Here is a 20,879-nt window from a genome sequence, read left to right as displayed (position 1 = left end):
CCACCCCGACAGCCTCCCACTCGCAAGGCCAGCACACCCACCGAACTTACGAAAAGATCAGTAAGAGGTCGTTTTCATCTGCAGTGCGGCGCTATCTGCGGTATTGCGTCCGCTGATGATCTGGTGCGGGTGGGTCAAGCCGGATTGGAGTTGCTTGCAGAGGCGGGTGATGTGACAGCTGGGGCAGAAGACGGCCTGCGCCTGTCTCATTCCAGGACGTCCGTATCTGTTCCGTGCTTCAGTCCGGCAGACCGCACGCCTGGGCGCACGCCCCCGACCGGCGGTACGTCCAGGGCATGGCCGACCGTCGTGCATACCCGAGTGATCTGCCTGATGCCCGCTGGGCGCTGATCGAGCCGGTGCTGTCCGCCTGGCGCTCCGAACGCCGGGGCCGGGCCCTGGACTTCGGGCGGCCACCCGAGCACGACCTGCGCGAGATCATGAACGCGATCTCGTACGTGGACCGCACGGGGGGGGCAGTGGCGCTGCCTGCCGCATGACTTCCCGCACTGGAACACGGTCTACGGCTACTTTGCCAAGTGGCAGTCCGACGGCATCTTTGCCCAGCTCAACGGCCTGTTGCGGGAGTTGGTGCGCCAGCAGGAGGGCCGGAACACGAAGCCGTCGGCGTGCGTGATCGACGCGCAGAGCGTTAAGACCTCCACCAGCGTGCCCGCCACGAGTCACGGCACGGACAACACCAAGAAGATCGTGGGCCGCAAGCGCAGCATCGCGACCGGCAAACTCGGCCTCCTGCCGGCGGTGCTGGCCACCGCGGCCGGCGTTCAGGACTCCGTGGCCGGCCCCCAGCTGCTCGGTCAGGTCGCTGCTGCCCACCCCGACCTGCGCAAGGTCTGGGTCGATGGCGGCTGCCGCAAGCACTTCGCCGAACATGCCGCCACCCCCGGCATCGACATGAAGATCACCGCTCGCACCCCCGGGACCAGGGGCTTCATCCCGATACCGAAACGGTGGGCGGTCGAGCGGACCTACGGCTGGCTGATGCTCCACCGGCGCCTTGTCCGCAGCTGCGAAGCCCACCCGCACCGCTGCGAAGCCATGATCCGCCTCGCCATGAGCGACCTGGTGGACCGCCGCCTCACCGGCGAGGCCACCCTCTCCTGGCGCGACCCGACACCAATGGATCAAAAACATATACCGGGATGAAGCAACGAGAGAAAACGGTCTCTCAGCGACGGGGGACCCTCTTCGCCGAGACCGCCGACCGCCTTCCAGGCCTTCCTGGACCAGAACGAGATCCCCCGGTCGAAGTCCTGGCGGATCTGCGGCAGTTGAGCCAGACCATCCAAGATCCCCGACATCTCCAGCCGCTTGACGATCTACAGGGGCTTCGGAGTCAAGTGAGGAACGCAGGAAGCCCCGTCGGGGCAGGGTGACCAATCGGGGCCCCTGCCCCGACGTGGCTCGGTCTGCCGGGCGGCAGGTTACCGGCGCCCGGCAGAGGCCGGTGCCGTGTGCGGTGCTGTGCGGCTCAGCCGAAGTTCACGTCGCTGCACCACATGTAGGCCTGGTCAAGGTGCGAGGCCTGCCAGATCACGAACAGGATGTGGTGTCCGGTGTAGCCGGAGGTCTGGACAGGGAACGTGATGTCCTGCGCCGGGGCGAAGCGGCCGGTCTGCGTGATGAAGTCGAGGTTGCTCCAGCCCAGGGTCTGGGTCTTGGGGTTGAAGCCCTGCTTGCTCACGTAGACCTTGAAGTAGTCGGCACCGTGGGACGCCTGATCGTACATGTGGACCGAGAAGTTGTTGCCGATGGTGGTGGCCTTCCACGGTCCGGGCTTGTCCAGGCTGGCGTTCCTCGAGAGGTTGTTGCTGCAGAGTGTCCCGTCGGGGGTCCGTGCCTGGAACTGGCCTCCGAGGCCGTCGCGGAGCGCGCTCATCCAGTTCCACATGGTGTCGGGGTTGGCCTGGAAGGCCTGCCAGCACATGGGGTCCTGGGTCTGCATGGCCGGGTTCGTGTGGTCGTTGCCCCACGTCTTCCAGCACTGGTACGCACGGGTGGCGGGGCCGACGACGGTGCCGTGAGCCTGGGCGGGGGCCGACCAGGTGAGAGCGCCGACGGCCACGGCGAACAGCATGACGAGCGCCTGGAGAGGCCGGCGGAGGGACGCTCGCGAACGCCCGGTTAACGGACTCTTTTTGCGCATGGTGGGGGACTCCTTCCAGTTGCAAGGCTGCTATGGGAGCGCTCCCAAACATAGGTCTTCCGAGCGAGATGTCAATGAAGCAGACGGAGTTGATTACAAGGGCGGGTGGCAAGCAGGGAATCCGCCGCGAGCCGGCGTCAGAATTGTTCGCGGGACCGGAAAACGAGGACGCAGCCTGGCCCGGTGCGCCCGGCCGACGATGCCACCCCCTTCTAGCGCAACCCAACACTCGGGAGTTAAACACTCATTTCGTAAAATATCGAGAGAAAACGATCTCTAAGGCGGTGTCCTATGTGGTGACGGCGACCGCCAGTGACCGGACTCGCACCGGACTCGCCCTGCCCGCACCTCGCGGGCCGCTGTCGGCCGGCCTGCTGACCGCCCTCACCAGGCCCGCCGGGGCCGCACCCGACGCGCGCGAGGTCGCGGCGGCGGACCCGTACGGCGAAGATGCGCAGCTCGCCCCGTACGTCTTCTACGAGCTGCACTACCGCGGCTTCGCGGGAGTGGGTGAGGACCGTGAGTGGGACCCCGCGCTGTTGCCGCTGCGCCGGGCGGTGGAGGACCGCTTTCTCAACGCGTTGCGAGCCGACGTCCCCGTAGGTCGGAGCGCGGACGAGGCATTCGGCGAACTGCTGGTGGAGTCCACCGACCACAGCGGCAGCGTCGCGTACCACCTGGAGCACCACGGTGAACTCTGGCAGTTGCGCGAGTATGCGGCGCTGCGCTCGCTCTACCACCTCAAGGAGGCAGATCCACACGCCTGGGTGATCCCTCGGCTGCGCGGCCGGGCCAAGGCCGGCATGGTCACCGTCGAGTACGACGAGTTCGGCGCCGGGCGGGCCGAGAGGGTCCACGCCGAACTCTTCGCCGACCTGATGACGGACCTGGGACTGGAAACCGGCTATGGCCACTACCTGGACGCGGCGCCGGCCGACGCGCTCGCCACCGTCAACATGATGACGCTGTTCGGGCTGCGCCGGGCGCTGCGCGGAGCACTCGTCGGCCACTTCGCCTGCGTCGAGGTCACTTCCTCGCCCGGCTCCCGGCGGCTGGCGGCGGCGATGCGGCGTAGGGAGGCCGGCCCCGCCGCCGAACGGTTCTACGTCGAGCATGTGGAGGCCGACGCGGTGCACGAGCAAATCGTACGGCGCGAGGTGATCGGCGGACTGCTCGCCAACGAGCCGCGTCTGGAGGCCGACGTGGCCTTCGGCGCGGACGCCACCGTGTTCCTGGAGAACCGGCTGGGCGCCCGCCTGCTCGACGCCTGGCGGACCGGCCGCTCCGCCCTGCGGACCACCTGACCCACGGGCGACCCGTCCTCGCGCGGACGACCGCACCGGGAGCCCGTCCGGCGTCCGGAACGCGCGCCTGGCCGCAGGGGCAGTCGTCGTCACCACGGAGAGGAGCACCGACGGATGGGGCCGTATCCGCTCTGGGTCTGATAGCGGAATACCGCAAGGTGGAGACGGGCCCGGCGTCACAGCCGTGTCGGTGGGGGACCGGGTGGTGGTGCCGTTCAACGTCTCCTGTGGTACGTGCTGGATGTGCGAACAGGGACTCCACTCACAGTGCGAGACCACGCAGGTCAAGGACCGGGGAATGGGGGCCTCGCTCTTCGGCTTCTCCAAGCTCTACGGCCAGGTGCCCGGCGGCCAGGCGGAGCTGCTGCGGGTCCCGTTCGGCAACACGCTGCCGGTCAAGGTGGAGCACGGGCCACCCGATCAGCGGTTCCTCTACCTCTCCGACGTCCTGCCCACCGCGTTGCAGTCCGTCGTCTACGCCGACATTCCGCCAGGCGGCAGCGTCACCGTGCTCGGACTCGGTCCGATTGGCGACATGGCGGCCCGGATCGCCCTTCACCGCGGTGCGGGCCAGGTCATCGGTGTCGATCTCGTACCCGAACGGCTGGCCAGGGCCCGGGCCCGGGGCGTACACACCATCGATCTGAACGAACACGGAAAGAACGTCGGTGATGAGATCCGCCGGCTCAGCGACGGACGCGGCACCGACGCCGTCATCGAGGCCGTCGGCATGGAAGCGCACGGCGCGCCCTTCACCAAGGCCACGCAGCGGTTCGTCGGCCTGCTGCCCGACACGCTGGGCGAGAAGCTGATGGGCCGCGCAGGCGTGGACAGATGGTGGCAACACCGCTGTCGACGCCGTCCGACGCGGCGGCACGGTCTCGGTCGTCGGAGTCTACGGAGGCGCCGTCGACCCCGTCCCGATGCTCACCATGTTCGACAAGCAGATCCAGTTGCGCATGGGTCAGGCGAACGTCAAACGCTGGGTCAACGACATCCTGCCGCTCCTCAACGAGGAAGACGTGCTCGGAGTGGACGGCTTCGCCACGCACACGCTGCCCCTGGAGGAGGGGGAGGGTCCGCAGGCGTACAAGACCTTCCAGGCCAAGAGCGACGGCCTGATCAAAACGATTTTGAGACTCCCTGACCATACTCCAGTAGGCGCTCCCGACGCCGCATTGATCGCCTCAGCCCCAGGAGCGTTCATGACCCGTGCCGTGGCCCTCGTCTGCACGCTGACCCGTCCCCTGGAAACTCCAGCAGCCACCTCCTCGCGGAGCAGGTAATGACCGAACTGGCGGGCCTCGGAGTCGAGGCAGAAAATCTGCGCGTCGCCGACTACGACACACGACCCGGAGCCGCCCGGGGCATGGGCGAGGGGGACGACTGGCCCCGCCTGCGAGCGAAGCTGATGGTTGCCGACATCCTGCTCCTCTCCACCCCCATCTGGCTCGGCCACCCATCCAGCCTGCGCCAGCGTGTACTGGAACGTCTGAACACCGATATCTCCGAAACCGACGTGCAAAGCAGGCAGTTGCCCTACGGGAAGGTCGCCGCCACCGCTGTTGTCGGCAACGAGGACCGCGCTCACAAGGTGAGCGCCGATCTGTTCCAGGGGCTGAACGACCTCGGCTTCACGCTCGCCCCGGGGCCGTCACGTACTGGGTGGGGGGAAGCGCAGCACGGCACCGACTACCAGGACCTCGACGAGACGCCGTCAGGTACCCGCCACAACGACACGCACCCTTGCTGTCAACGCCGCCCACCTCGCGCGGGTCCTGGCCAAGGCGCCCTATCCACCAAGCTGAGCAGAGGGGGGACGGGCCAAACGCACGCCGCGGAGGGACACGGTCGGCCTTCGACGCACTGGCGCCCAGGGCCGCTTCCGGATGTATCAGATGCCGACCGGGAACCGTTCCCACACACGGTGGCGCCCGAGAAGCCGGGTGATCTGCTCCAGCGCGCCGTGGCCGTCGGAACCTCGCACCACGCCGGGAGCGTCCGCTGGGATTCCCGCGGTGTCGAGGACCGACTCCGCGCCAGCCCAGCCGCCGATGGCCCTCCCTCAGCAACAGGCACACCTCTCATCGTGACCGCTCCCCTACCCGAAGCACCACCGGACACCATTGCGCGGCGTGGCGGTCCAGGGGCCCGGCCATGGACCTCCCAGGCCATGGCGGGACCCGGCAACGGCCACACAATCAACCCAGACGAGTCGGCGTTCCTCCGACAACGAGCGGCGGACTGAGGGGTAGGGGCCGCGCAGAATCCTCAGGGGAGCGGTACGCCACCGGTCGCGTTGACGATCTCCGCTGTGATGTAGCTCGCCTGGGGCGAGGCGAGGAAGACATAGGCGGGGGCCATCTCGGCCGGCTGTGCGGGACGGCCCAGGGGTGACTGCTTGCCGAAGTTCGCGGTGTCGGGCAGCGTCGCCGGTATCAAGGGGGTCCACACGGGGCCGGGGGCGACGGCGTTGACCCGGATACCATCCTGGGCCACCATCTGCGCCAGGCCCTGGGTGAAGGTGACGATGGCGCCCTTCGTCATCGCGTAGTCCAGGAGGTGCGGACTGGGCTTGTACGCCTGTACCGAGGCGGAGTTAATCACGCATCCGCCCTTCGCCATATGCGGAAGCGACATCTTGCACAGCCAGAACATGCCGTAAAGATTCGTGCGCACCACCCGGTCGAACTGTTCCGTCGAGATGGCGTCGATACCGTCCGGCTGCGACATCTGATAAGCGGCGTTGTTGACCAGGATGTCGATCCGCCCGAACTCGGCCACGGCCCGTTCGACGAGCGCCCGGCACTGCCGCTCCTCGCGAATGTCACAGACAACGGAGACCGCCTTGCGTCCGGCATCCTCCACCAGGCGTGCGGTCTCGTCGGCCTCGTCCCGCTCCTCCGCGAGATGAGTAAAGAGCACATCGGCGCCCTCGCGGGCGTAGGCCACCGCCACCGCCCTGCCGATACCTGAGTCCCCGCCCGTCACCACGGCTTTACGGTTCTCCAGCAGCCCATGGCCGCGGTACGAGGTCTCCCCGTGATCGGGCGGCGGGTCCATGGGGCCCGACCACCCCGGGTGCTCCTGATCCTGCTGGGGGAACTCCGGCCGGGGATGCTTCGTCGTGGGATCCTGCGAGCCGGTTTCAACACGCGCTGTCATGGAGTCTCCCGTGGGGGTCAGCGGCCGAGGGCCCTGGCGAGCTCTTCCTTGGTCATGGTCGAGCGGCCTTCCACACCGCGCTTACGCGCCTCGGCGTAGAGCTGGTCCTTCGTCGGCCCCTGGGCGCCGGTGTGGGAGCGCTGCCCGCCACGCTGGGACGCGGACTTCGGGTCCCGGACCGATGTCCGGCTCGCCGTCCTCGACTCGCCCGCCCGGGCACGTTCCTTGTTCACGGTGCGCGCCGCGATCTCCTTCGCCCGGCCCTCGGACTCTCCGCGCTCCTCTGCGCTCTCCTTGATGTGCTCGTACTGACGCTCCCGCTTGGGACTCGAACCACGCGGCATGACATTCCTCCTCGCATTCGCGTTCGGCCCGTCGTGAACCGAAAGTTTCCACAAGGGGCACGTACCCGCGAATCACGGGGCTCACATCCATCCGCCGGTCGCTCCGCCCATTCTCACTGCGCATCCTCGGTCCCGCCGCCCTGCCCGAGCCGATGAATGAAGCGGCCTCTGCACGGCGGGCAACCGCCAATTGTCAGCAGCTCACAGGCTGGGGCCGGCAAGAGGCCGACCTGCGCTTTGGAATGCTTTGCTCACCCTCGCCACTGGTTGTCGGTCGCAACGCAGGCGGACGCGGCCCTCAGCCCTCCGCACCGGTATCGGTGCCCCTCAGTAGGCGCTCCAACTGATAAAAGCAGGTACAACTGCGTCTCGTTGTAGGCGACGACCGTGCTGATCGGCTGAACCAGCCAGGACACAAAAACAACGGCCCCATAACCATCGCCAGCGAGCTTGAGAACACGGACGCCGCACCGGCCCGGTGCGCCGACCCAGCGTGGTGAAGTCCAGGTCACGTACGCACCCCGCCGCAAGGGTCAAATTCGGGGCCCGGCCCAGTGGACTCCTTGGGCTCCGAGGAACCACGCCGCAATTGGTTAGCGGCGATCACGATGCAGGGGCTTTTGAATCAGAGACGTGAGAGATCGCGCGGTATCTCTTCCCGCAGGATCTCCGCCTCGTTCTCCATCTGCTCGTACTGGGACAGGGCCAGTCCCATCCCGAAGAACGTGGGGGCCCACTCGCCTACGAAGATCCCCCACCGGTCAGCGCGAGCCAACCCGCCGATCGGCTCGTACTTCATGGATCCGGCCCACGAAGCGATCGCCAGTCCTATCGATATGACGCCGGCCGTGTAGAGGTGCTCACTGCGCAGGCCCTTCTCGTGCAGCATTTTGATCATGACATCTCCCGGGCTGAAAGGTTGAAACGTCTCTTCACTCCACCGTGACCCCGAATACGCCCGGCCGCACCCCGGAAATCTGAGCAGACTCCTGCCCCGGCAGCTGGCACCGCGTACGTCAACGAACAGGACAGTGCCCTGGAGCCGTACGCGGGATGACCGATCCGGGAGTCGGGGCGCCGACGGACGTCGCCGAACGGCCTGGCCGGGTCCTGACAGCAGATCGGCGGTCCGGGCTGCGGACCGCTTCCGGTCTTGCCCCGGGAAAGGCCCCATGCCGCAGGATAAGACCGTGTCCTATGTGGTGAGGCGGACTCGTTTGTAGCAGCAGAGTGCTGCGGCGAGGCCGAGGAACACCAAGTAGTTTCGGGGGTGACGTTCGTAGCGGGGGTTGAGGTCGGCGATAGCCGACAGCCAGGACATCGTGCGCTCGATGACTCACCTTCGGCGTTCTAATCGTTCGCTGGATTCAATGCCTTTGCGGGCAATGCGGACTCCGATGTGTCTTCCACGCAGCCATTTACGCAGGTCAGGTACGCCGTATGCTTTCTCCGCGTGCAGCTTGCCGGGCTTGTAGTGCAGCCGTTTTCGGGGGCGTGTCTCGTTTGGAGACCGGCCACCATGGGCTTCACACCGAGGCCGTCATGGGCGTTGGCAACGGAGACGCCGACGACCAGGGACAGCTCGTTCGCGTCCGACAGGATGTGCATCTCGGAACCCGGTTTGCCCCGGTCCACGGGCGACGGGCCGGTGATTTCGCCCCTTTTTTTGGCCCGGACGTGGGCAAAGTCGAGGACCACGCCGGAGATCGAGCAGGCCGCATTCGCCGATCCTGTCGATAACGGCCTAGTGCAGCCGGCCCCAAAGGCCGGCCCCGGACCAGATCACGAACCGGCGATGAGCTGTGGACTTCGAGATTCCGAAGCACGGCGGTAACGCCCGCCAGGCACAACCACTCACCAGTACATAGATGATCGCGGCGAACGGCGCCTCATCGGGCGTGCCCTGTGTCCCACGTTCTGGGGGTGCACCTTCGATGGCGGGACCGACGGCTCCGCGATCTCCCACAATCCGTCCGGAACAATCCAACTCCACCTGCCGCGCCCCATGCCGAACTCAACGAGCAGCTCCCCATAGCATGGGTTAAGGCCCTTTCGTGCGCCGGACGGCACAGAAGCGTAGCTTGGTTACCGATAAAGCAGACATGCGGCTGGTATTGAGGGACCGCTTCTGCCCGGTCCGCACGCCGACTCCCTCTCAGTCGCCAGTCAGCGGCGGCCCGGGCTTCGCCTCCGCTGGGCTCAGGTGTTCCGGCTGACTCGCGGCGCGGCCGGGTTCAGCCACTGCGCGGAGGCAGGCGCAGGCTCAGCAGGGCCACGTCGTCGTGGGAGTCGGCGGCCAGGCCGGCCAGTAGTTCGTCACACAAGACTTCCAAATCCTGCTCAACCAGAGCGGCGGCGTGCTGACGCAGCCGGGTCAGGCTGTGGTTCAGGGGCTCGCCCCGGCGCTCGATCAGCCCGTCGGTGTACAGCAGCAAGGTGCTGCCCGGCGGCAGAGGTGTGCTGGCGCTGTCGCGGGTGGCCTGGGGGTCAACGCCGAGGAGCATACCGTGAGCGCCTTCCAGGTAGCGGGTATCGCCTTCGGCGCTGATCAGCAGCGGCGGCGGGTGTCCGGCCCGTGACCACTCGAGATGGTAGGGGCCACCCTCTGGACCCTTGAGCAGTGCGTACACGCAGGTGGCGGTCTGGTGCGGGTACAGTGCGCCGATCGCGGTGTCCAGGCGGCGCAGGATCATGCCTGGAGGCTCCTGGCGGTCGCAGGCGATGCCGCGCAGCATGTTCCGCACCTGGCTCATGGTCACCGCTGCTCGCAGGTCGTGGCCCGTGACATCACCGATGATCAGCGTGGTGTCCCCTTGCGGGAGGGCGAAGGAGTCGTACCAGTCCCCGCCGATCTGCGCAGTGGCAGCCGCCGGCGTGTAGCGCGCGGTGATACGGAGGGCGTCGACGACCGGCAGGTCCGGCAGCAGGGAGCGCTGAAGGCGCTCCGCGACGGCCTCGGTTTCCGCGTACAGGCGGGAGTTGTCCACCGCCAGCGCGATACGGTGCGTCAGATCCTCGAGCAGCGCCCGATCGGCCTCATCCAGCGGCACGCGGCCGGTGTCGCGGACCACGGTCAGCGCCCCCAGCACCCTGCGGCGGGCGCGCAGCGGCGCGACGATCAGAGTCTCGCCCCCCAACCGCGCCAGCAACTCGCGGTCCAGCGCATGCAGCCGATCACCAGTCGCCTCGGTCGCGAACACCTGCTCGGCCGACAGCAACAGCGGGCCGGCGCCGCGCAGTACCCGCGACAGCGGCCCCGATGCCGTCTGCGGCATCACCGCGGGTGTCCGGGCCGGGCCGGAGGAATCGACCTCGCCGTCACGATGCGTGATACTGACCCGCTCCACCCCGCCCTGGTCGTCCACCAGGTCCGCGACGCACCAGTCGGCCAGCGCCGGCACCAGAACCCGGCAAACCCGGCGCAGCCCCTCCACCGCGTCCAACGTGCTGGAGAGCACCGCCGCGGCCTGGTTCAGCAGCGTGAGCCGGTCCAACGCCGCTTGCAACGCCGCGTCCACTTCGAAGTCATCCATACCTGCCGCCTACCCGTTCCGCCTCCGCCGCCCGGCAATCCGGCGGAAAAACCATCCTGAGTGCGCCGTCAGCGACGGACGGCTTCGGGGCCTTCTGCGCCGTGGGCGCTTCCTTGCGTCCCCGGCTCAATGGGGTGGGCATGGAAGAGCGCTTCCCGAGACACCTCGCCGGCCTGGCGATGAAAACCAAAAGGACCACGGCATGACAGAAAGGTTTTCCAGCCAAAAGGTGTCAGGGACTGGGCAACACCTCATCCATATGGCCAGCCAGGCGGACGTCGCCCGCGGCTGTGGCCAACCTGGAATCGCCGCTGGCGCCCGGGAAGGGGGCTCGGACGGAAACTGGCCGACAGCGGCACGTCCCCGGACCTTGCGCCCCTTGGGGAGCGCGCAACACAGCTTCGCCCGCACCATTTTCCCGAGCAGACGATGTCCGGACTCTGCTGTGCCGCTGCTCGAATGCTGCCTGTACAGCCGTCCTTCGTGGTATTGGTCACGCTGACGCTGGGCCCGGCTGCGGCAGGTGACGCTGTAGTACCTCTTCGGACGGCCAGACCAGGGCCGCAGAGGGAACTCGGTTTCGCAGGAAGCGCATCGCCCCACGGGTGACACACCCACGGTGAACCTTTCGGTGCCGGTGGCAGGTGCGAGGCCGTCGGCTGGATGCCCGCGTCCTGCGCTGGTTGCACAAACGAGGGCCGGGAACCGCTACTGAACTTGATTGATGCCGGGGCCGTTCGCCTGACAGCTGGCGTTCGGCACCCGTAGTCCGGGGGCGTGAGGTATACGCAGGGCGGCGGGCTGACAGATACCGAGAGAACCGCTCGCGAGCGGCTTCGGCTCCAGGCCGTAGACCGAGCGCTTCAAGCGACCACGTCACGCCTGGCCTGGCACGTTTGCGAACATCCCGTACGTCTCGAACGCCTTCACCTCCGCCACGATGGCGTGCTCACCAGCGGTGATCAGACAGTCGGGATGCCGTCCCGTGTCGAACTCCGGCTCGACCTCGAAGGCGTAGCCCTGCTCGCGGAGGTAGCGGGCGATACGTGCTTCGGCGAGTTCACCGATAGTCGCGGGTTCATTCGGACAGTATGCCGCCGCAGCATCTACGAGGGTGCAGGCCCCCAGCTCGCGTTCCCCAAGTGGTTGGCCAGCCGCCTCGGACGGCGAGGGAGGCGTGTCGGAGTGGGTTCTACGATGGGCCTGTGACCGAGACATCGCTCCCCGTGGGCGTTGACCTCTTCGAGGTTGAACGGCTCTTGCTGGCCGAAGCTGCCGAGCCGCCGCTGCCGCCCCGGGATGCTGAAGCCCGGGACCGGGTGTGGGACATGGCGGTGCGGGCCAATCCCGCCCTCTTCGACGGGCCGGTGGTGGCGTGTGGGGGACTGGTGTGGACAGGCCTGCGCGTCCTGCGTCTGTCGTGGGTGCGTGTGACCTACCGGCACTACTCATTGCGTCGTGTTCCCGGCGCCACCGCGCTGCCCTCGTTGTTCGTGAACGTTGTCCAGCCGACCGACGACGGCCGTTTGCTGGTGGCGAGGATGTCGGCTTCTACGGCCGCTCCGGGCCGCTGGCAGTTGCCGGGGGGGTCTGTGGAGCCTCCCCAGGGCGGAGCAGTGCTGGATGAGTCGGCTCTGGCCGACCAGGCCGCGCGGGAGCTGGTCGAGGAGGTGGGGACCGGTGCGGCCTTCGAGGACCTGAAGCTGTGGGTGGTCACCCGCGGTGAGAACGGCAGTGTCGGCCTGACCTACCTGGCGCCGAACGTTCCTGAGGCAACGTTGCGCGCGGACTTCGACGCTGCCGCAGCAGCTGAGCGCGCTCAGGGCCGTGAACCTGAGCTCGACGACATCGCCCTGGTGCGTTCACCGGATGAACTGGCCGCTTTGGCCGGTCCGCACGCGGACTACCTGGAGCCGGTCGTCCGCCGCTTCTGCGGGCGCCGCTGAGGTCACAGGCCGGAGAGGAAGTCACGCCCCGTTCGTTGAGTTCGGCCACGCACCGCCCAGCAGTGCCGCCACGGCGGTAGTGGTCTTCGACGCAACTGGCCCGGGGGTGAGAAAGGTCAGTCGGTGCAGCGGGTCGTTGTGGCTGACGGGGTAGGTGACGATGGGTTGCGACTCGTCGTCGGACCACACGCTGGCGGAGTTGGTGAGAAATACGGAGGGGACCAGCAGTAAACCCCTGCCTTCCAGGTGCAGGTCGAGGCTGACTTCCTTCATTACTGTCCGGATTTCGAGCACCGGAGGGTTCCAGCGCATCCACCGCGGATTCGCCTGGGCCAGCAGGCGCTCCACGCCGCCGCCGGGCAGGTGCCGCATGCGTACGGGCCGGTCAGCCGCGAAGTGATCGGTGATCTGAGTCCAGTACGGGGCCAGTAAAAGAGTGTGCAACTGGCCGAGACCGTCATAGAGGTCCTTGCGGAGAGCGGTGTCGTCTGCCAAGTACCGAGCCCACGTAGGGAGGCGCTGTTTCTCTGCGATCCCGGCCAACTCCGTGTGCACCTCCTGGGGTGGTGTCGCGCGTACCTGTTCCAGCACTTCCTCGGGCGTTCCGGCTTGCTCAGGCGAGAGAAATTCCGGAGACCATCCGAGCACCGGGACGAGAGACAGGGCCATCCGGGCTTGGCCGGACAGCCCTGGAAAAGCGCGCTGCCGCCAGGCGTCCAGCAGGACGGGGCGGGTCCGCCCCTGCAGCGTCACCATCGCGGCCGACAGTTCCAACAGCGGTCTGGGCGTTTCGGCAACGCGGGTCCGCGCCAGGTCCTGGGCGGTGAAGTGAATACGGTAGACCATGGCCCGTCCCGCGATCAGTCCGGCCTCCTACGCGGCGAAGCCGGAGGCTGACGGGTTGGTTCGTCGGTCCATGCCCGATCCCAGCCTGACGTGGACCGTCCACTTCGTGACCCGTGCCGAGGCCGGGCACACCGCCAAGTTGTTTGCTGACATGCTCGTCGCCGCTGATCTGGTGAACGACTTGCGCGTCGGGATCAGCGGAGACGAGTACGTCAGGAACGGTCAAGCGACGGCCATCAGTTGACCCTGTCCCCGGCCCTCTCGGGGAGAAGTCACCTCAGCCGACCCTGTTTTCGAGGACGGCCCGGGAGCGCAGCTCGCCCGCGGCCAGGAGACCGAGAACCTCGGGTGCTTCCGACATGGCGAAACGGTCCACAACAGGGCGAATCTTGCCTTCCGCGGCCAGGGCGAGCACCTCGTTCATCTGTGCTCGATTGCCCAGAAGCGAGGCCTTGATGATCTGCTCCTTGTTGAACGGGAAGCCCGACACGGTGACAGGGACACCCGCCACGAGAGTCCCGCCCCAGACAAGCGCCTTCAAGACCTGCTCGGCGACGGCATCGGACGGAGCGAAGGTGATCGCGGCATTCACCGAGTCCGCGAGGACCTCACCGACGTCTTCCGTGGTGGTATCCACGGCTGGCCCCCGGTTCCTGCGCGACGCGCAGGTGGTCCGCGCTGCGGCCCACAGCGATCACGTCCGCGCCAGGGAGCCTGGCGAACTGCACCGCCATGTGGCCCACGCCGCCGAGCCCGAAGATCGCCACGTCGAGCCCGGCCCGAGGTCGAGCTTCTGTACGGCACCATAGGCCGTGATGCCCGGGCAGAACAGCGGAGCGACCTCAGCGAGATCCAGCGCCTGGGGCACGTGGTAGGTGTGGGCGGCGTTGGACAGCACGTACTGGGCGTATCCGCCGTCGACGTACTCACCGGTGATCTTGCGCTGGTGGCAGTACTGCTCGCGGCCTGTCGTGCGGTACTCGCACTGCTCGCAGGCGCAGGGACGGTCGGCTCCTGCCGCCTCACCGGGGAATGCGATTCAGAGCCACGGCTCATTTCTCGTTGCGTCCTGGCTCAAGATTCCTCGCACATCCTGTGACAATTCTGCTCTGCTTCACCGCTGCGGCCCGGCATAAACCACAGAGAATTCACCACCATTCCGGGGCGTGAAATTCCGCTAAGGGCTTGCAGAGAATCAACATGTTGCTTCCCGCGATTTGGCTCGTTGGTGTGGTATGCGTATCCCCGAGTCGAGTCACCAACTCGCCGTGAAGTTTGAGGTGTTGTTCCCGCAACTGGAGGAGCGGCAGCGGCGGCTGCTGATGGGGGCCGAGGCCCGGGTCCTGGGACATGGCGGGGTCCGGGCGGTCACGCGTGCGGCTGAGGTCAGTGAGACAACGGTGCGTAAGGGCATGGACGAGTTGGAGGCCGGTGAGGAACCTCTGGGGCGGGTCCGTCGGCCCGGCGGCGGGCGGAAGAAGGCCGCAGACGTGGATCCGGGTCTGCGACCCGCGCTGCTGACACTTGTCGAGCCGGATGCGCGCGGGGATCCGATGTCGCCGCTGCGCCGGACGACGAAGTCGACCCGGAATCTCGCGGTCGAGCTCACCCGTAGGGGACACAAGGTGAGCGCTGACACGGTCGGGGACCTGCTGTGGGAGGAAGGCCTCAGCCTGCAGGCCAACGCCAGGACCATCGAAGGCACTCAGCATCCCGACCGCGACGCCCAGTTCCGCCACATCAATGACCAGGCCAAGGACCACATGGATGCCGGGAATCCGGTGATCAGCGTGGACACCAAGAAGAAGGAGCTGGTCGTCGACTACAAGAACGGCGGACGCCAGTGGCGGCCCGAGGGGAGAGCCGGTGCTGGTCAAGACGCACGACTTCCTGGACCGGCGGTGAGCCGGGCAGGGCGACCCGGTACGGGATCAACGGCATCGCCGCCAACACCGGCTGGGTCAGCGTTGGTACTGACCACGACACCGCCGCGTTCGCGGTGGCCTCGATCCGCCGCTGGTGGCAGGCCGTCGGCCGGCACGGCTACCCACGCGCCGCCCGTCTGCTGATCACCGCCGACGCGGGCGGCTCCAACGGCTATCGCACCCGTGCCTGGAACAAGGTGGAGCACCGGCTGTTCTCCCACATCAGCATGAATTGGCGCGTCAGGCCGCTGACCAGCCACGAAGCGATCGTGAACAGCATCGCGGCAACCACCACCCGCACCGGACTGAGAGTCCACGCCGAACTCGACCCGGGCACCTACGACACCGGCGTAAAGGTCACCGACGACGAGATCGACGCACTGCCGATGAGCCGGCACCGTTTCCACGGCGACTGGAACTGCACGCTCCACCCCATCGGGCTCCAAACGGCCGACGGCCGCGAGGAAGAACCGCAAGCCGCCGCCGTGATCACCACCGAGCAGCCCAGGCACCCGAACGGACTCAATGCCTCTGTGCTCCGCGACCCGGAGCTGGCAAGCATGGCCATAGAGCAACTGGACGCACTGGCCGGCTCATTGATCCCGGCGCCGGCACACCAACGTGAGCGGCTTCGCCACGAACGCCGCGGTGGTGAACGACTCCGCGCGCGAGGCGCGGGCGCCAAGGACAAGCTCCCCGATGCGGACCGGGTCCCGGCCGCCGTCCTCTGCCTCCGCAAAATCGGCACCCGTGCCCTGCCCGCCCGGCTCTTCGGCGTCGCCGGAAGCACACTCACGCGGGCCGTCCAAGAGGTGCGGCCACTCCTGGCCGAGCACGCGATCCCGCCCCCAACCGCCAGATTCCGCACCCCGACGGACGTGGCCACCCACCTCGACGCATACGGCAGCCAGACCCCGAGGAAGATCAAACCCGCATGTTGATGCTCTGCGAGCCCTTACCCTCTCTGTCAAGCGACTGGCAGGGCCAACCCTGAGACCTCACTTGCGCGCAACGCGCCGTCACCGTGAGGTCTGCGGAACGCAGTAAGGGCATCGAGTCGACCCATTGCCTGGACACAGGGTGCTTCAGTGATCGTCTACGTTTGCTGGCGACTCCGCGGTGCAGGCCGATCACCGGTACGCGATCGGGCCAACACCGCGAGCCGCGTCCACCTGCGGTTACCGCGCTGCGGCAGTCAGTGCCGCGCGAATGGCGTCCTCGCCGGCCGGCTGGCCCTTCTCGTTCGAGTACGGCCCGTACGGGGTGCCCCACACCGGCGTGCCCGTCGCCTGCCGCCAGCTGTCGGTCAGCGGTCCCGCGTCCACGACGCTGTACCCGATCGAGTCGATGAACTTGGTCACGGCCGCCCTTGCCTGAGTGGAGTCCCCGGCGATTGGCAGGAACGAGCGGCCGGCCGCCCCTGCTGGGCGGGCAAGTGACAGCAGGTGTTTGTAGAAGATGTTGTTGAACGCTTTCACGAGCATGGCGTCCGGGATGTGTCGCAGCAGCAGTTCGCTTGAGGTGAGCGCGTTGCTGTCGAGTTCGGGGATGTGTCCGTCACGCTCGGGGCCGTAGTTGCACGTGTCGATGACCGTTTTGCCGGCCAGTGGCGCGGCGGGCAGATGAGGGAACGACTTGACCGGCACCGAGATCACGACGATGTCACCAGCCGCTGCGGCCTCCTCGCTCGTCGCCGCGGACGCCCGCAGCCCCAGTTGCGCAACCGTCTCTGCAAGCGTGTCTGGACCGCGCGAGTTGCTGAGCACGACTTGGTGCCCGGCATCGACGGCGAGCTGTGCGACGGTCGTGCCGATGTTGCCGCTGCCGATGAATCCCACAGTCGTCATTGGAACTCCCGTCGTCAGGTGGCGGTTAAGCGAGTCAGCCGTGTCTGACCAGGTCGTTGACAGCCTGCGTGTCTTTGTAGAAGGCGTCCGCGCCATAGATCTTGCCTTCCCGCACCCGATAGTGCTCCACAACTTTCATCGGCAGTCGACGCCCGCTCTTACGGGACGTGAACACGGCGTCGAGCCGCATCTCCACTACCTCGCCGGCTTGGACGATTTCGTGCCCGCGCACGGTTAGTTCTGCCAACGTGTCGATTTCGCGGGTCAGTCGTGCAAACCCATCGGGCCCTCGCCACTCTCCGCCCCAGGGCAGCGTCTCCGCCTCCCGCCAGACCGCGTCCTGGTCGACCATCTCGAGGGCCGTGGTCCTGTCGCCGGCTTGAGCGAATTCCTTCAGCGTGGCCACATCGTCGTAGACGGTTGAGGTGACGGTGGGAAAATAGTGGCCATTGTCCAGATCGGCGAGCAGGCCGGGCTGGGTGGGTCCCCAGCCGAGGGTTCGCCGGGTGATGAGGTTGGACGCCGGGTAGCTCTGCGTGACGACGTTCGCGAGGAAGCCGAAATATCCAGGCGTCATCAACTCGTCCGCGGGAATGCTCACGACAGGCAGGCCCAAGCGGCCGCCGATGGCCTCAGCGATCTCGCGGAACGAGATTCCCCCGTTTTCGACCGCGTGCCAGTAGTTGCCCGCTGGCCCTTTCTCCAGCGCCAGGCGGAACAGGGAAGCGGCATCGCGGACGTGCACGGCGGTCCACAGGTTCGTGCCCTCCCCGGGGTAGCCGACGAAACCCTTCTCCCTCGCGAGCGCGATCAGCAGGGGAAGGAAGCCGGCACGATCGGTCGTGTCGTGCGCGATGTTGGCGATCCGCACAACCGACGACCGCACTCCCCGCTCGGAGAGACCGATCACCGCCCTTTCCACGACGTTACGAGCCCGCAGGGTGCCCTTGTGCTCATCACCGCTAGGCAGGGCCGGGTCGTCCTCGACGGCCGGTCGTCCCAGGTTTCCGGGCGAGCCGATACTCCCAGCCGCGACCAGCGGCTTTCCGGTTCCGGCCAGTGCCTCGCCGTAGGCGTGCATGATCGGGACCTCGGCGGCGGCTACGGCGTCGATCCCACCGGAGGGGAGCAGGTCTTGCCTGTGCGCGACGTGGATGACGCCGTCGGAGTCCGCGGCCGCCTCCTTGAGCCCGTCGAGATCCACGAGATCGCCGCGACGCACCGTCGCGCCGAGCGCGGACAGCGCCGTCGCAGCCGTGTCCGAGCGGGCCAGGCCGGTGACCTCGTGCCCGGCGGCGATGAGCTCGGGGATGATGTATGAACCGGTATGGCCGGTCCCGCCAGTAACGAAAACGTGCACAACTTTTCCTTGCGAGAGTAGGTGGAAGGCTGCTTTTCGCATCGCAGATCAGTGACCGTGATGTGACGCGAGAAGCGGTGGTGCGGGTGTGCTCAGCCGGCGAGGTTGACGCCGAGGGAGAAGTTGAAGTTCCCCACGCCATGGCGGGCCAGGCTGATCATCACCAGGCCCGCCCCTTCCAGCCAGCGCGCTACCTCCAGGCCGCCGGCATCCAGCGGGCGCAGCCCGAGGGTCTCGATCAACGCCGACACGCTCGTCTTGGCCTGCGCGTCGTTGCCGGCGAGAAGCACGTCCAGCGGGCCGCCCTGAGCCAGGATGTGGCCGAAGACGGTGTTGAACGCCTTCACGACGTGCGCGCTCGCCGGGGCGGCCTTGGCGATCTCCTGGGCACCGGAGGTGCCGTCGGGGGTGACCAGCCCGGTGGCGTCGGAGTTGGAGGTGTTGGTGATGTCGATGAGGACCTTGCCGGCGAGCGCGTCTCCGTACTGGGCGACGATCGGCACGGCGCTGGCGTAGGGCACGGCGAGGATGACGAGGTCGCCGGCCGGGGTGGTGCCGAGTGTCCCCGCCGTGGCGCCGCCGCCAAGCTCGGCGGCCAGGTCTTTCGCCTTGGCCGCGTCGCGGCCGATGACCTCGACGGCATTGCCGCCCTCGACCGCGCGGGTGGCTATGGCGCGGGTCATGGCCCCCAGGCCGATGATGCTGATGCTGCTCATGGTGTGCTGCTTTCTGGAGTCGGATAGAACGCCCTTGCCGACCTCGCCGTGTGAGACGGTTGTGTCGTCGACGCCGTCAAATAAGGCGCCTGGATGACGCTCGATTCCATGATTGCCATCGGCCTGAGTGGCTGTCCAAGACCTCTTTCAGCAGTTGCGATACCCTGGAGGCATCGCCGGATCGGGAGGCACCGTGGATCTGGACCTGCGCAAGTTGCGCTACTTCGTCGCCGTCGCCGAGAAGCTGCACTTCGGCCGCGCCGCCGAGCAGCTGCACATCGCGCAGCCGGTACTCAGCCGACAGATCCGCGCGCTGGAAAAGGATCTCGGCACCCCGCTGCTGACCAGGGACAGCCATGGGGTGGTGCTGACCGACGCCGGCAGGCAGCTGCTGAGCGACGCTGGTCCGCTGCTGGCCTCCGCGCACGCGGCCCGCCGCCGGGTGAGCGTGGCCGCGCGGGGCAGCCAGCGGCTCATGGTCGGCTTCCGGGCAGGCATCGCGGTCGCCCCGGCGGTACAACAGTTCGCCACCCGGCACCCGGACGTTCTGGTCGACGTGCAACGCATCGAAGCCGACGAGCAGGCCCCGATGCTGCTCGACGGCCGCATCGACATCGGCTACGTGCGGCTACCCATCGACGAGGCCGGCCTACGCGTCGCCCCGCTCTACCCCGAGCCTCGGGTGGCGGTGCTGCCCGCCGGCCACCGATTGGCAGGCAAGGAAGAAGCCACCGAGGCCGACCTGGCCGGCGAGCCGCTGGTTTGGCATGCAGACACGAGCACGCAGCCCACCAAGCGCCCGCACCCTAACGCCGGGTACCTGGTCCGCGGGGTGGACGAAACGCTCGAGCATGTCGCGGCCGGCCGGGGCATCTCGTTCCTGGCCCGTTCAGCGACCGTGTTCTACTCACATCCGGACGTCGTTTACGTGCCCGTCCCGGATTTGGCGCCCGATCAGGTGTGCCTCGCGATGGCGGCATCGCACCTCTCGCCTATGGCCGAAGACTTCTTCACCGCAGCTCAGGCAGCGGCCGAAATTACAGCAGAATGCGGGAACTATGAAATGTGGCAACGTGGAGGCGATGTCGTTTCAAGCACCGGTCGAGCAGTTCGTCGGCTCGCGGATGAGCGGCTGTCCCATTAGCCCCGCCCAGAGGGGGAATCCAGGACGGGAACGTTAGTCGGGATGGCCGCTACGACTTGAGGTAGGCGTGCCGCGGTGTTCGGTCGCCGAGTGACTGATGCGGCCGTGTGTGGCCCCGACTGCACGAGGCCCTCCTTGGCAGGCTCCGCAGCGCGAACGCCCTGGACTTCTCCCGGGCGGCGGTCGACGGCTCCCACATCCGGGCGTTAAAAGGGGCCCCAAGACGGGACGAAGCCCCGTCGACCGTAGCAGGGCGGGCAGCAAACATCATCTGATCGCCGATGCCACCGGTATCCCGCTCGCCGCCACCTTGACCGGCGGCAACCGCAACGACGTCACCCAGCTCATCCCACTCCTGCAGGCCGTGCCGCCGGTGCGGGGCAAGCGGGGTCGGCCCTGTCGCCGCCCCGATGTGGTGCTGGGTGATCGCGGCTACGACCATGACAAGTACCGCCGTCTCGTCTGGGACCTCGGCGTGAAGCATTCATCTGCTGGCGGCGACTGCGCGCTCTGGTGACCGATGCCGTGGGCTAGTTAGTACTCCAGTGTGACTTTGCGATCTTGTTGGTCTGCGGTGGGGCT

17 protein-coding genes and 7 pseudogenes are annotated in these 20,879 nt (G+C 67.4%); 9 read left to right on the top strand and 15 right to left on the bottom strand.

From position 1 onward, the window contains the following. The first annotated feature begins 296 nt into the window (after positions 1-296). Positions 297-1,167: pseudogene (locus WH07_RS14345) on the top strand (IS5 family transposase). A gap of 325 nt (positions 1,168-1,492) precedes the next feature. Here the strand turns inward: WH07_RS14345 and WH07_RS14340 are convergent. Continuing rightward, entirely contained in the window at positions 1,493-2,098 is a 606-nt protein-coding gene (locus tag WH07_RS14340; RefSeq protein WP_046500244.1) for a lytic polysaccharide monooxygenase auxiliary activity family 9 protein, read from the bottom strand. A 353-nt stretch (positions 2,099-2,451) separates the two neighbouring features. Between WH07_RS14340 and WH07_RS14335 the strand changes: the two genes are divergently transcribed. From WH07_RS14335 to WH07_RS37525, 3 genes and pseudogenes are all read left to right on the top strand, one after another. Next, entirely contained in the window at positions 2,452-3,471 is a 1,020-nt protein-coding gene (locus tag WH07_RS14335) for an iron-containing redox enzyme family protein (RefSeq protein WP_232788889.1), read from the top strand. Positions 3,472-3,637: 166 nt separating this feature from the next. Then, a pseudogene (locus WH07_RS14330) lies at positions 3,638-4,607 on the top strand (zinc-binding dehydrogenase); the annotation flags it as partial. A 69-nt stretch (positions 4,608-4,676) separates the two neighbouring features. Continuing rightward, positions 4,677-5,279: pseudogene (locus WH07_RS37525) on the top strand (flavodoxin family protein). 86 nt (positions 5,280-5,365) lie between these two features. On the opposite strand, the gene WH07_RS39740 reads toward WH07_RS37525, so the two are convergent. The 7 genes and pseudogenes from WH07_RS39740 to WH07_RS41120 all read right to left on the bottom strand — a co-directional run bounded on the left by WH07_RS39740 (position 5,366) and on the right by WH07_RS41120 (position 11,731). After that, positions 5,366-5,527, bottom strand: coding sequence for a hypothetical protein (locus WH07_RS39740; RefSeq protein WP_157877341.1), 162 nt, complete (start codon positions 5,525-5,527; stop codon positions 5,366-5,368). Positions 5,528-5,742: 215 nt separating this feature from the next. After that, positions 5,743-6,636 (bottom strand): SDR family oxidoreductase, encoded by an 894-nt coding sequence (locus WH07_RS14325; RefSeq protein ID WP_046500243.1) that lies wholly within the window; start codon positions 6,634-6,636, stop codon positions 5,743-5,745. 17 nt (positions 6,637-6,653) lie between these two features. Then, positions 6,654-6,980 carry a hypothetical protein gene (locus WH07_RS14320; protein WP_046500242.1) on the bottom strand — a complete coding sequence of 109 codons (327 nt, stop codon included), beginning with the start codon at positions 6,978-6,980 and terminating at the stop codon, positions 6,654-6,656. A gap of 625 nt (positions 6,981-7,605) precedes the next feature. Beyond that, positions 7,606-7,878 carry a hypothetical protein gene (locus tag WH07_RS14315; protein ID WP_046500241.1) on the bottom strand — a complete coding sequence of 91 codons (273 nt, stop codon included), beginning with the start codon at positions 7,876-7,878 and terminating at the stop codon, positions 7,606-7,608. 297 nt (positions 7,879-8,175) lie between these two features. Beyond that, a pseudogene (locus WH07_RS38825) lies at positions 8,176-8,987 on the bottom strand (IS5 family transposase). A 227-nt stretch (positions 8,988-9,214) separates the two neighbouring features. Beyond that, complete coding sequence (locus WH07_RS14310; RefSeq protein ID WP_046500240.1) at positions 9,215-10,513, bottom strand: PP2C family protein-serine/threonine phosphatase; 1,299 nt, start codon at positions 10,511-10,513, stop codon at positions 9,215-9,217. Between the two features lie 876 nt (positions 10,514-11,389). Then, entirely contained in the window at positions 11,390-11,731 is a 342-nt protein-coding gene (locus WH07_RS41120; RefSeq protein ID WP_232788886.1) for a hypothetical protein, read from the bottom strand. Here WH07_RS41120 and WH07_RS14305 point away from each other — a divergent pair. Then, positions 11,719-12,459 carry an NUDIX hydrolase gene (locus tag WH07_RS14305; RefSeq protein ID WP_046500239.1) on the top strand — a complete coding sequence of 247 codons (741 nt, stop codon included), beginning with the start codon at positions 11,719-11,721 and terminating at the stop codon, positions 12,457-12,459. The genes WH07_RS41120 and WH07_RS14305 overlap by 13 nt on opposite strands. A 21-nt stretch (positions 12,460-12,480) precedes the next feature. Here WH07_RS14305 and WH07_RS14300 read toward each other — a convergent pair whose 3' ends face one another. Next, on the bottom strand, positions 12,481-13,305 hold the full coding sequence (locus WH07_RS14300) for a hypothetical protein (RefSeq protein WP_052744378.1): 825 nt from the start codon (positions 13,303-13,305) through the stop codon (positions 12,481-12,483). On the opposite strand from WH07_RS14300, the gene WH07_RS14295 reads away from it, so the two are divergent. Beyond that, on the top strand, positions 13,304-13,549 hold the full coding sequence (locus WH07_RS14295; protein WP_046500238.1) for a type 2 periplasmic-binding domain-containing protein: 246 nt from the start codon (positions 13,304-13,306) through the stop codon (positions 13,547-13,549). The genes WH07_RS14300 and WH07_RS14295 overlap by 2 nt on opposite strands. A gap of 33 nt (positions 13,550-13,582) precedes the next feature. Here the strand turns inward: WH07_RS14295 and WH07_RS14290 are convergent, their stop codons facing one another. Continuing rightward, positions 13,583-13,942: a zinc-binding dehydrogenase gene (locus WH07_RS14290; protein ID WP_046500237.1), complete on the bottom strand. Its 360-nt coding sequence runs from the start codon at positions 13,940-13,942 to the stop codon at positions 13,583-13,585. A gap of 57 nt (positions 13,943-13,999) precedes the next feature. Then, positions 14,000-14,344: an alcohol dehydrogenase catalytic domain-containing protein gene (locus tag WH07_RS41760; RefSeq protein WP_079023216.1), complete on the bottom strand. Its 345-nt coding sequence runs from the start codon at positions 14,342-14,344 to the stop codon at positions 14,000-14,002. Between the two features lie 196 nt (positions 14,345-14,540). On the opposite strand from WH07_RS41760, the pseudogene WH07_RS41755 reads away from it, so the two are divergent. Next, positions 14,541-16,171, top strand: a pseudogene (locus WH07_RS41755) (ISAzo13 family transposase). A 237-nt stretch (positions 16,172-16,408) separates the two neighbouring features. Here the strand turns inward: WH07_RS41755 and WH07_RS14280 are convergent. The 4 genes and pseudogenes from WH07_RS14280 to WH07_RS14270 all read right to left on the bottom strand — a co-directional run bounded on the left by WH07_RS14280 (position 16,409) and on the right by WH07_RS14270 (position 19,153). Further along, the gene (locus tag WH07_RS14280) at positions 16,409-17,068 is read right to left on the bottom strand and encodes an NADPH-dependent F420 reductase (RefSeq protein WP_046500246.1); all 660 of its coding nucleotides are present in this window, start codon (positions 17,066-17,068) and stop codon (positions 16,409-16,411) included. Positions 17,069-17,111: 43 nt separating this feature from the next. Further along, complete coding sequence (locus WH07_RS41110) at positions 17,112-17,483, bottom strand: nuclear transport factor 2 family protein (RefSeq protein ID WP_269801371.1); 372 nt, start codon at positions 17,481-17,483, stop codon at positions 17,112-17,114. Between the two features lie 24 nt (positions 17,484-17,507). Beyond that, positions 17,508-18,437, bottom strand: a pseudogene (locus tag WH07_RS14275) (SDR family oxidoreductase); the annotation flags it as partial. Positions 18,438-18,529: 92 nt separating this feature from the next. After that, complete coding sequence (locus tag WH07_RS14270; protein WP_046500236.1) at positions 18,530-19,153, bottom strand: NADPH-dependent F420 reductase; 624 nt, start codon at positions 19,151-19,153, stop codon at positions 18,530-18,532. Positions 19,154-19,346: 193 nt separating this feature from the next. On the opposite strand from WH07_RS14270, the gene WH07_RS14265 reads away from it, so the two are divergent. Together WH07_RS14265 and WH07_RS37505 are read left to right on the top strand one after the other, a co-directional pair. Continuing rightward, positions 19,347-20,297: a LysR family transcriptional regulator gene (locus tag WH07_RS14265; protein WP_046500235.1), complete on the top strand. Its 951-nt coding sequence runs from the start codon at positions 19,347-19,349 to the stop codon at positions 20,295-20,297. 107 nt (positions 20,298-20,404) lie between these two features. After that, a pseudogene (locus WH07_RS37505) lies at positions 20,405-20,775 on the top strand (transposase); the annotation flags it as partial. Positions 20,776-20,879 lie beyond the last annotated feature (104 nt).

The sequence above is a fragment of the Streptomyces odonnellii genome, assembly GCF_000981895.1.
GTDB lineage: Bacteria > Actinomycetota > Actinomycetes > Streptomycetales > Streptomycetaceae > Streptomyces > Streptomyces odonnellii.
The sequence above is the reverse complement of the archived record's forward strand: the minus strand, read 5'-3'. Positions and strand labels throughout refer to the sequence as shown.

Bases quoted from the DNA above. Each gene is read 5' to 3' on its own strand.
- WH07_RS14340 (WP_046500244.1), bottom strand. From the start codon at position 2,098: ATGCTGTTCGCCGTGGCCGTCGGCGCTCTCACCTGGTCGGCCCCCGCC.
- WH07_RS14325 (WP_046500243.1), bottom strand. From the start codon at position 6,636: ATGACAGCGCGTGTTGAAACCGGCTCGCAGGATCCCACGACGAAGCAT.
- WH07_RS14320 (WP_046500242.1), bottom strand. From the start codon at position 6,980: ATGCCGCGTGGTTCGAGTCCCAAGCGGGAGCGTCAGTACGAGCACATC.
- WH07_RS14315 (WP_046500241.1), bottom strand. From the start codon at position 7,878: ATGATCAAAATGCTGCACGAGAAGGGCCTGCGCAGTGAGCACCTCTAC.
- WH07_RS14310 (WP_046500240.1), bottom strand. From the start codon at position 10,513: ATGGATGACTTCGAAGTGGACGCGGCGTTGCAAGCGGCGTTGGACCGG.
- WH07_RS41120 (WP_232788886.1), bottom strand. From the start codon at position 11,731: ATGTCTCGGTCACAGGCCCATCGTAGAACCCACTCCGACACGCCTCCC.
- WH07_RS14295 (WP_046500238.1), top strand. From the start codon at position 13,304: ATGGCCCGTCCCGCGATCAGTCCGGCCTCCTACGCGGCGAAGCCGGAG.
- WH07_RS14300 (WP_052744378.1), bottom strand. From the start codon at position 13,305: ATGGTCTACCGTATTCACTTCACCGCCCAGGACCTGGCGCGGACCCGC.
- WH07_RS14270 (WP_046500236.1), bottom strand. From the start codon at position 19,153: ATGAGCAGCATCAGCATCATCGGCCTGGGGGCCATGACCCGCGCCATA.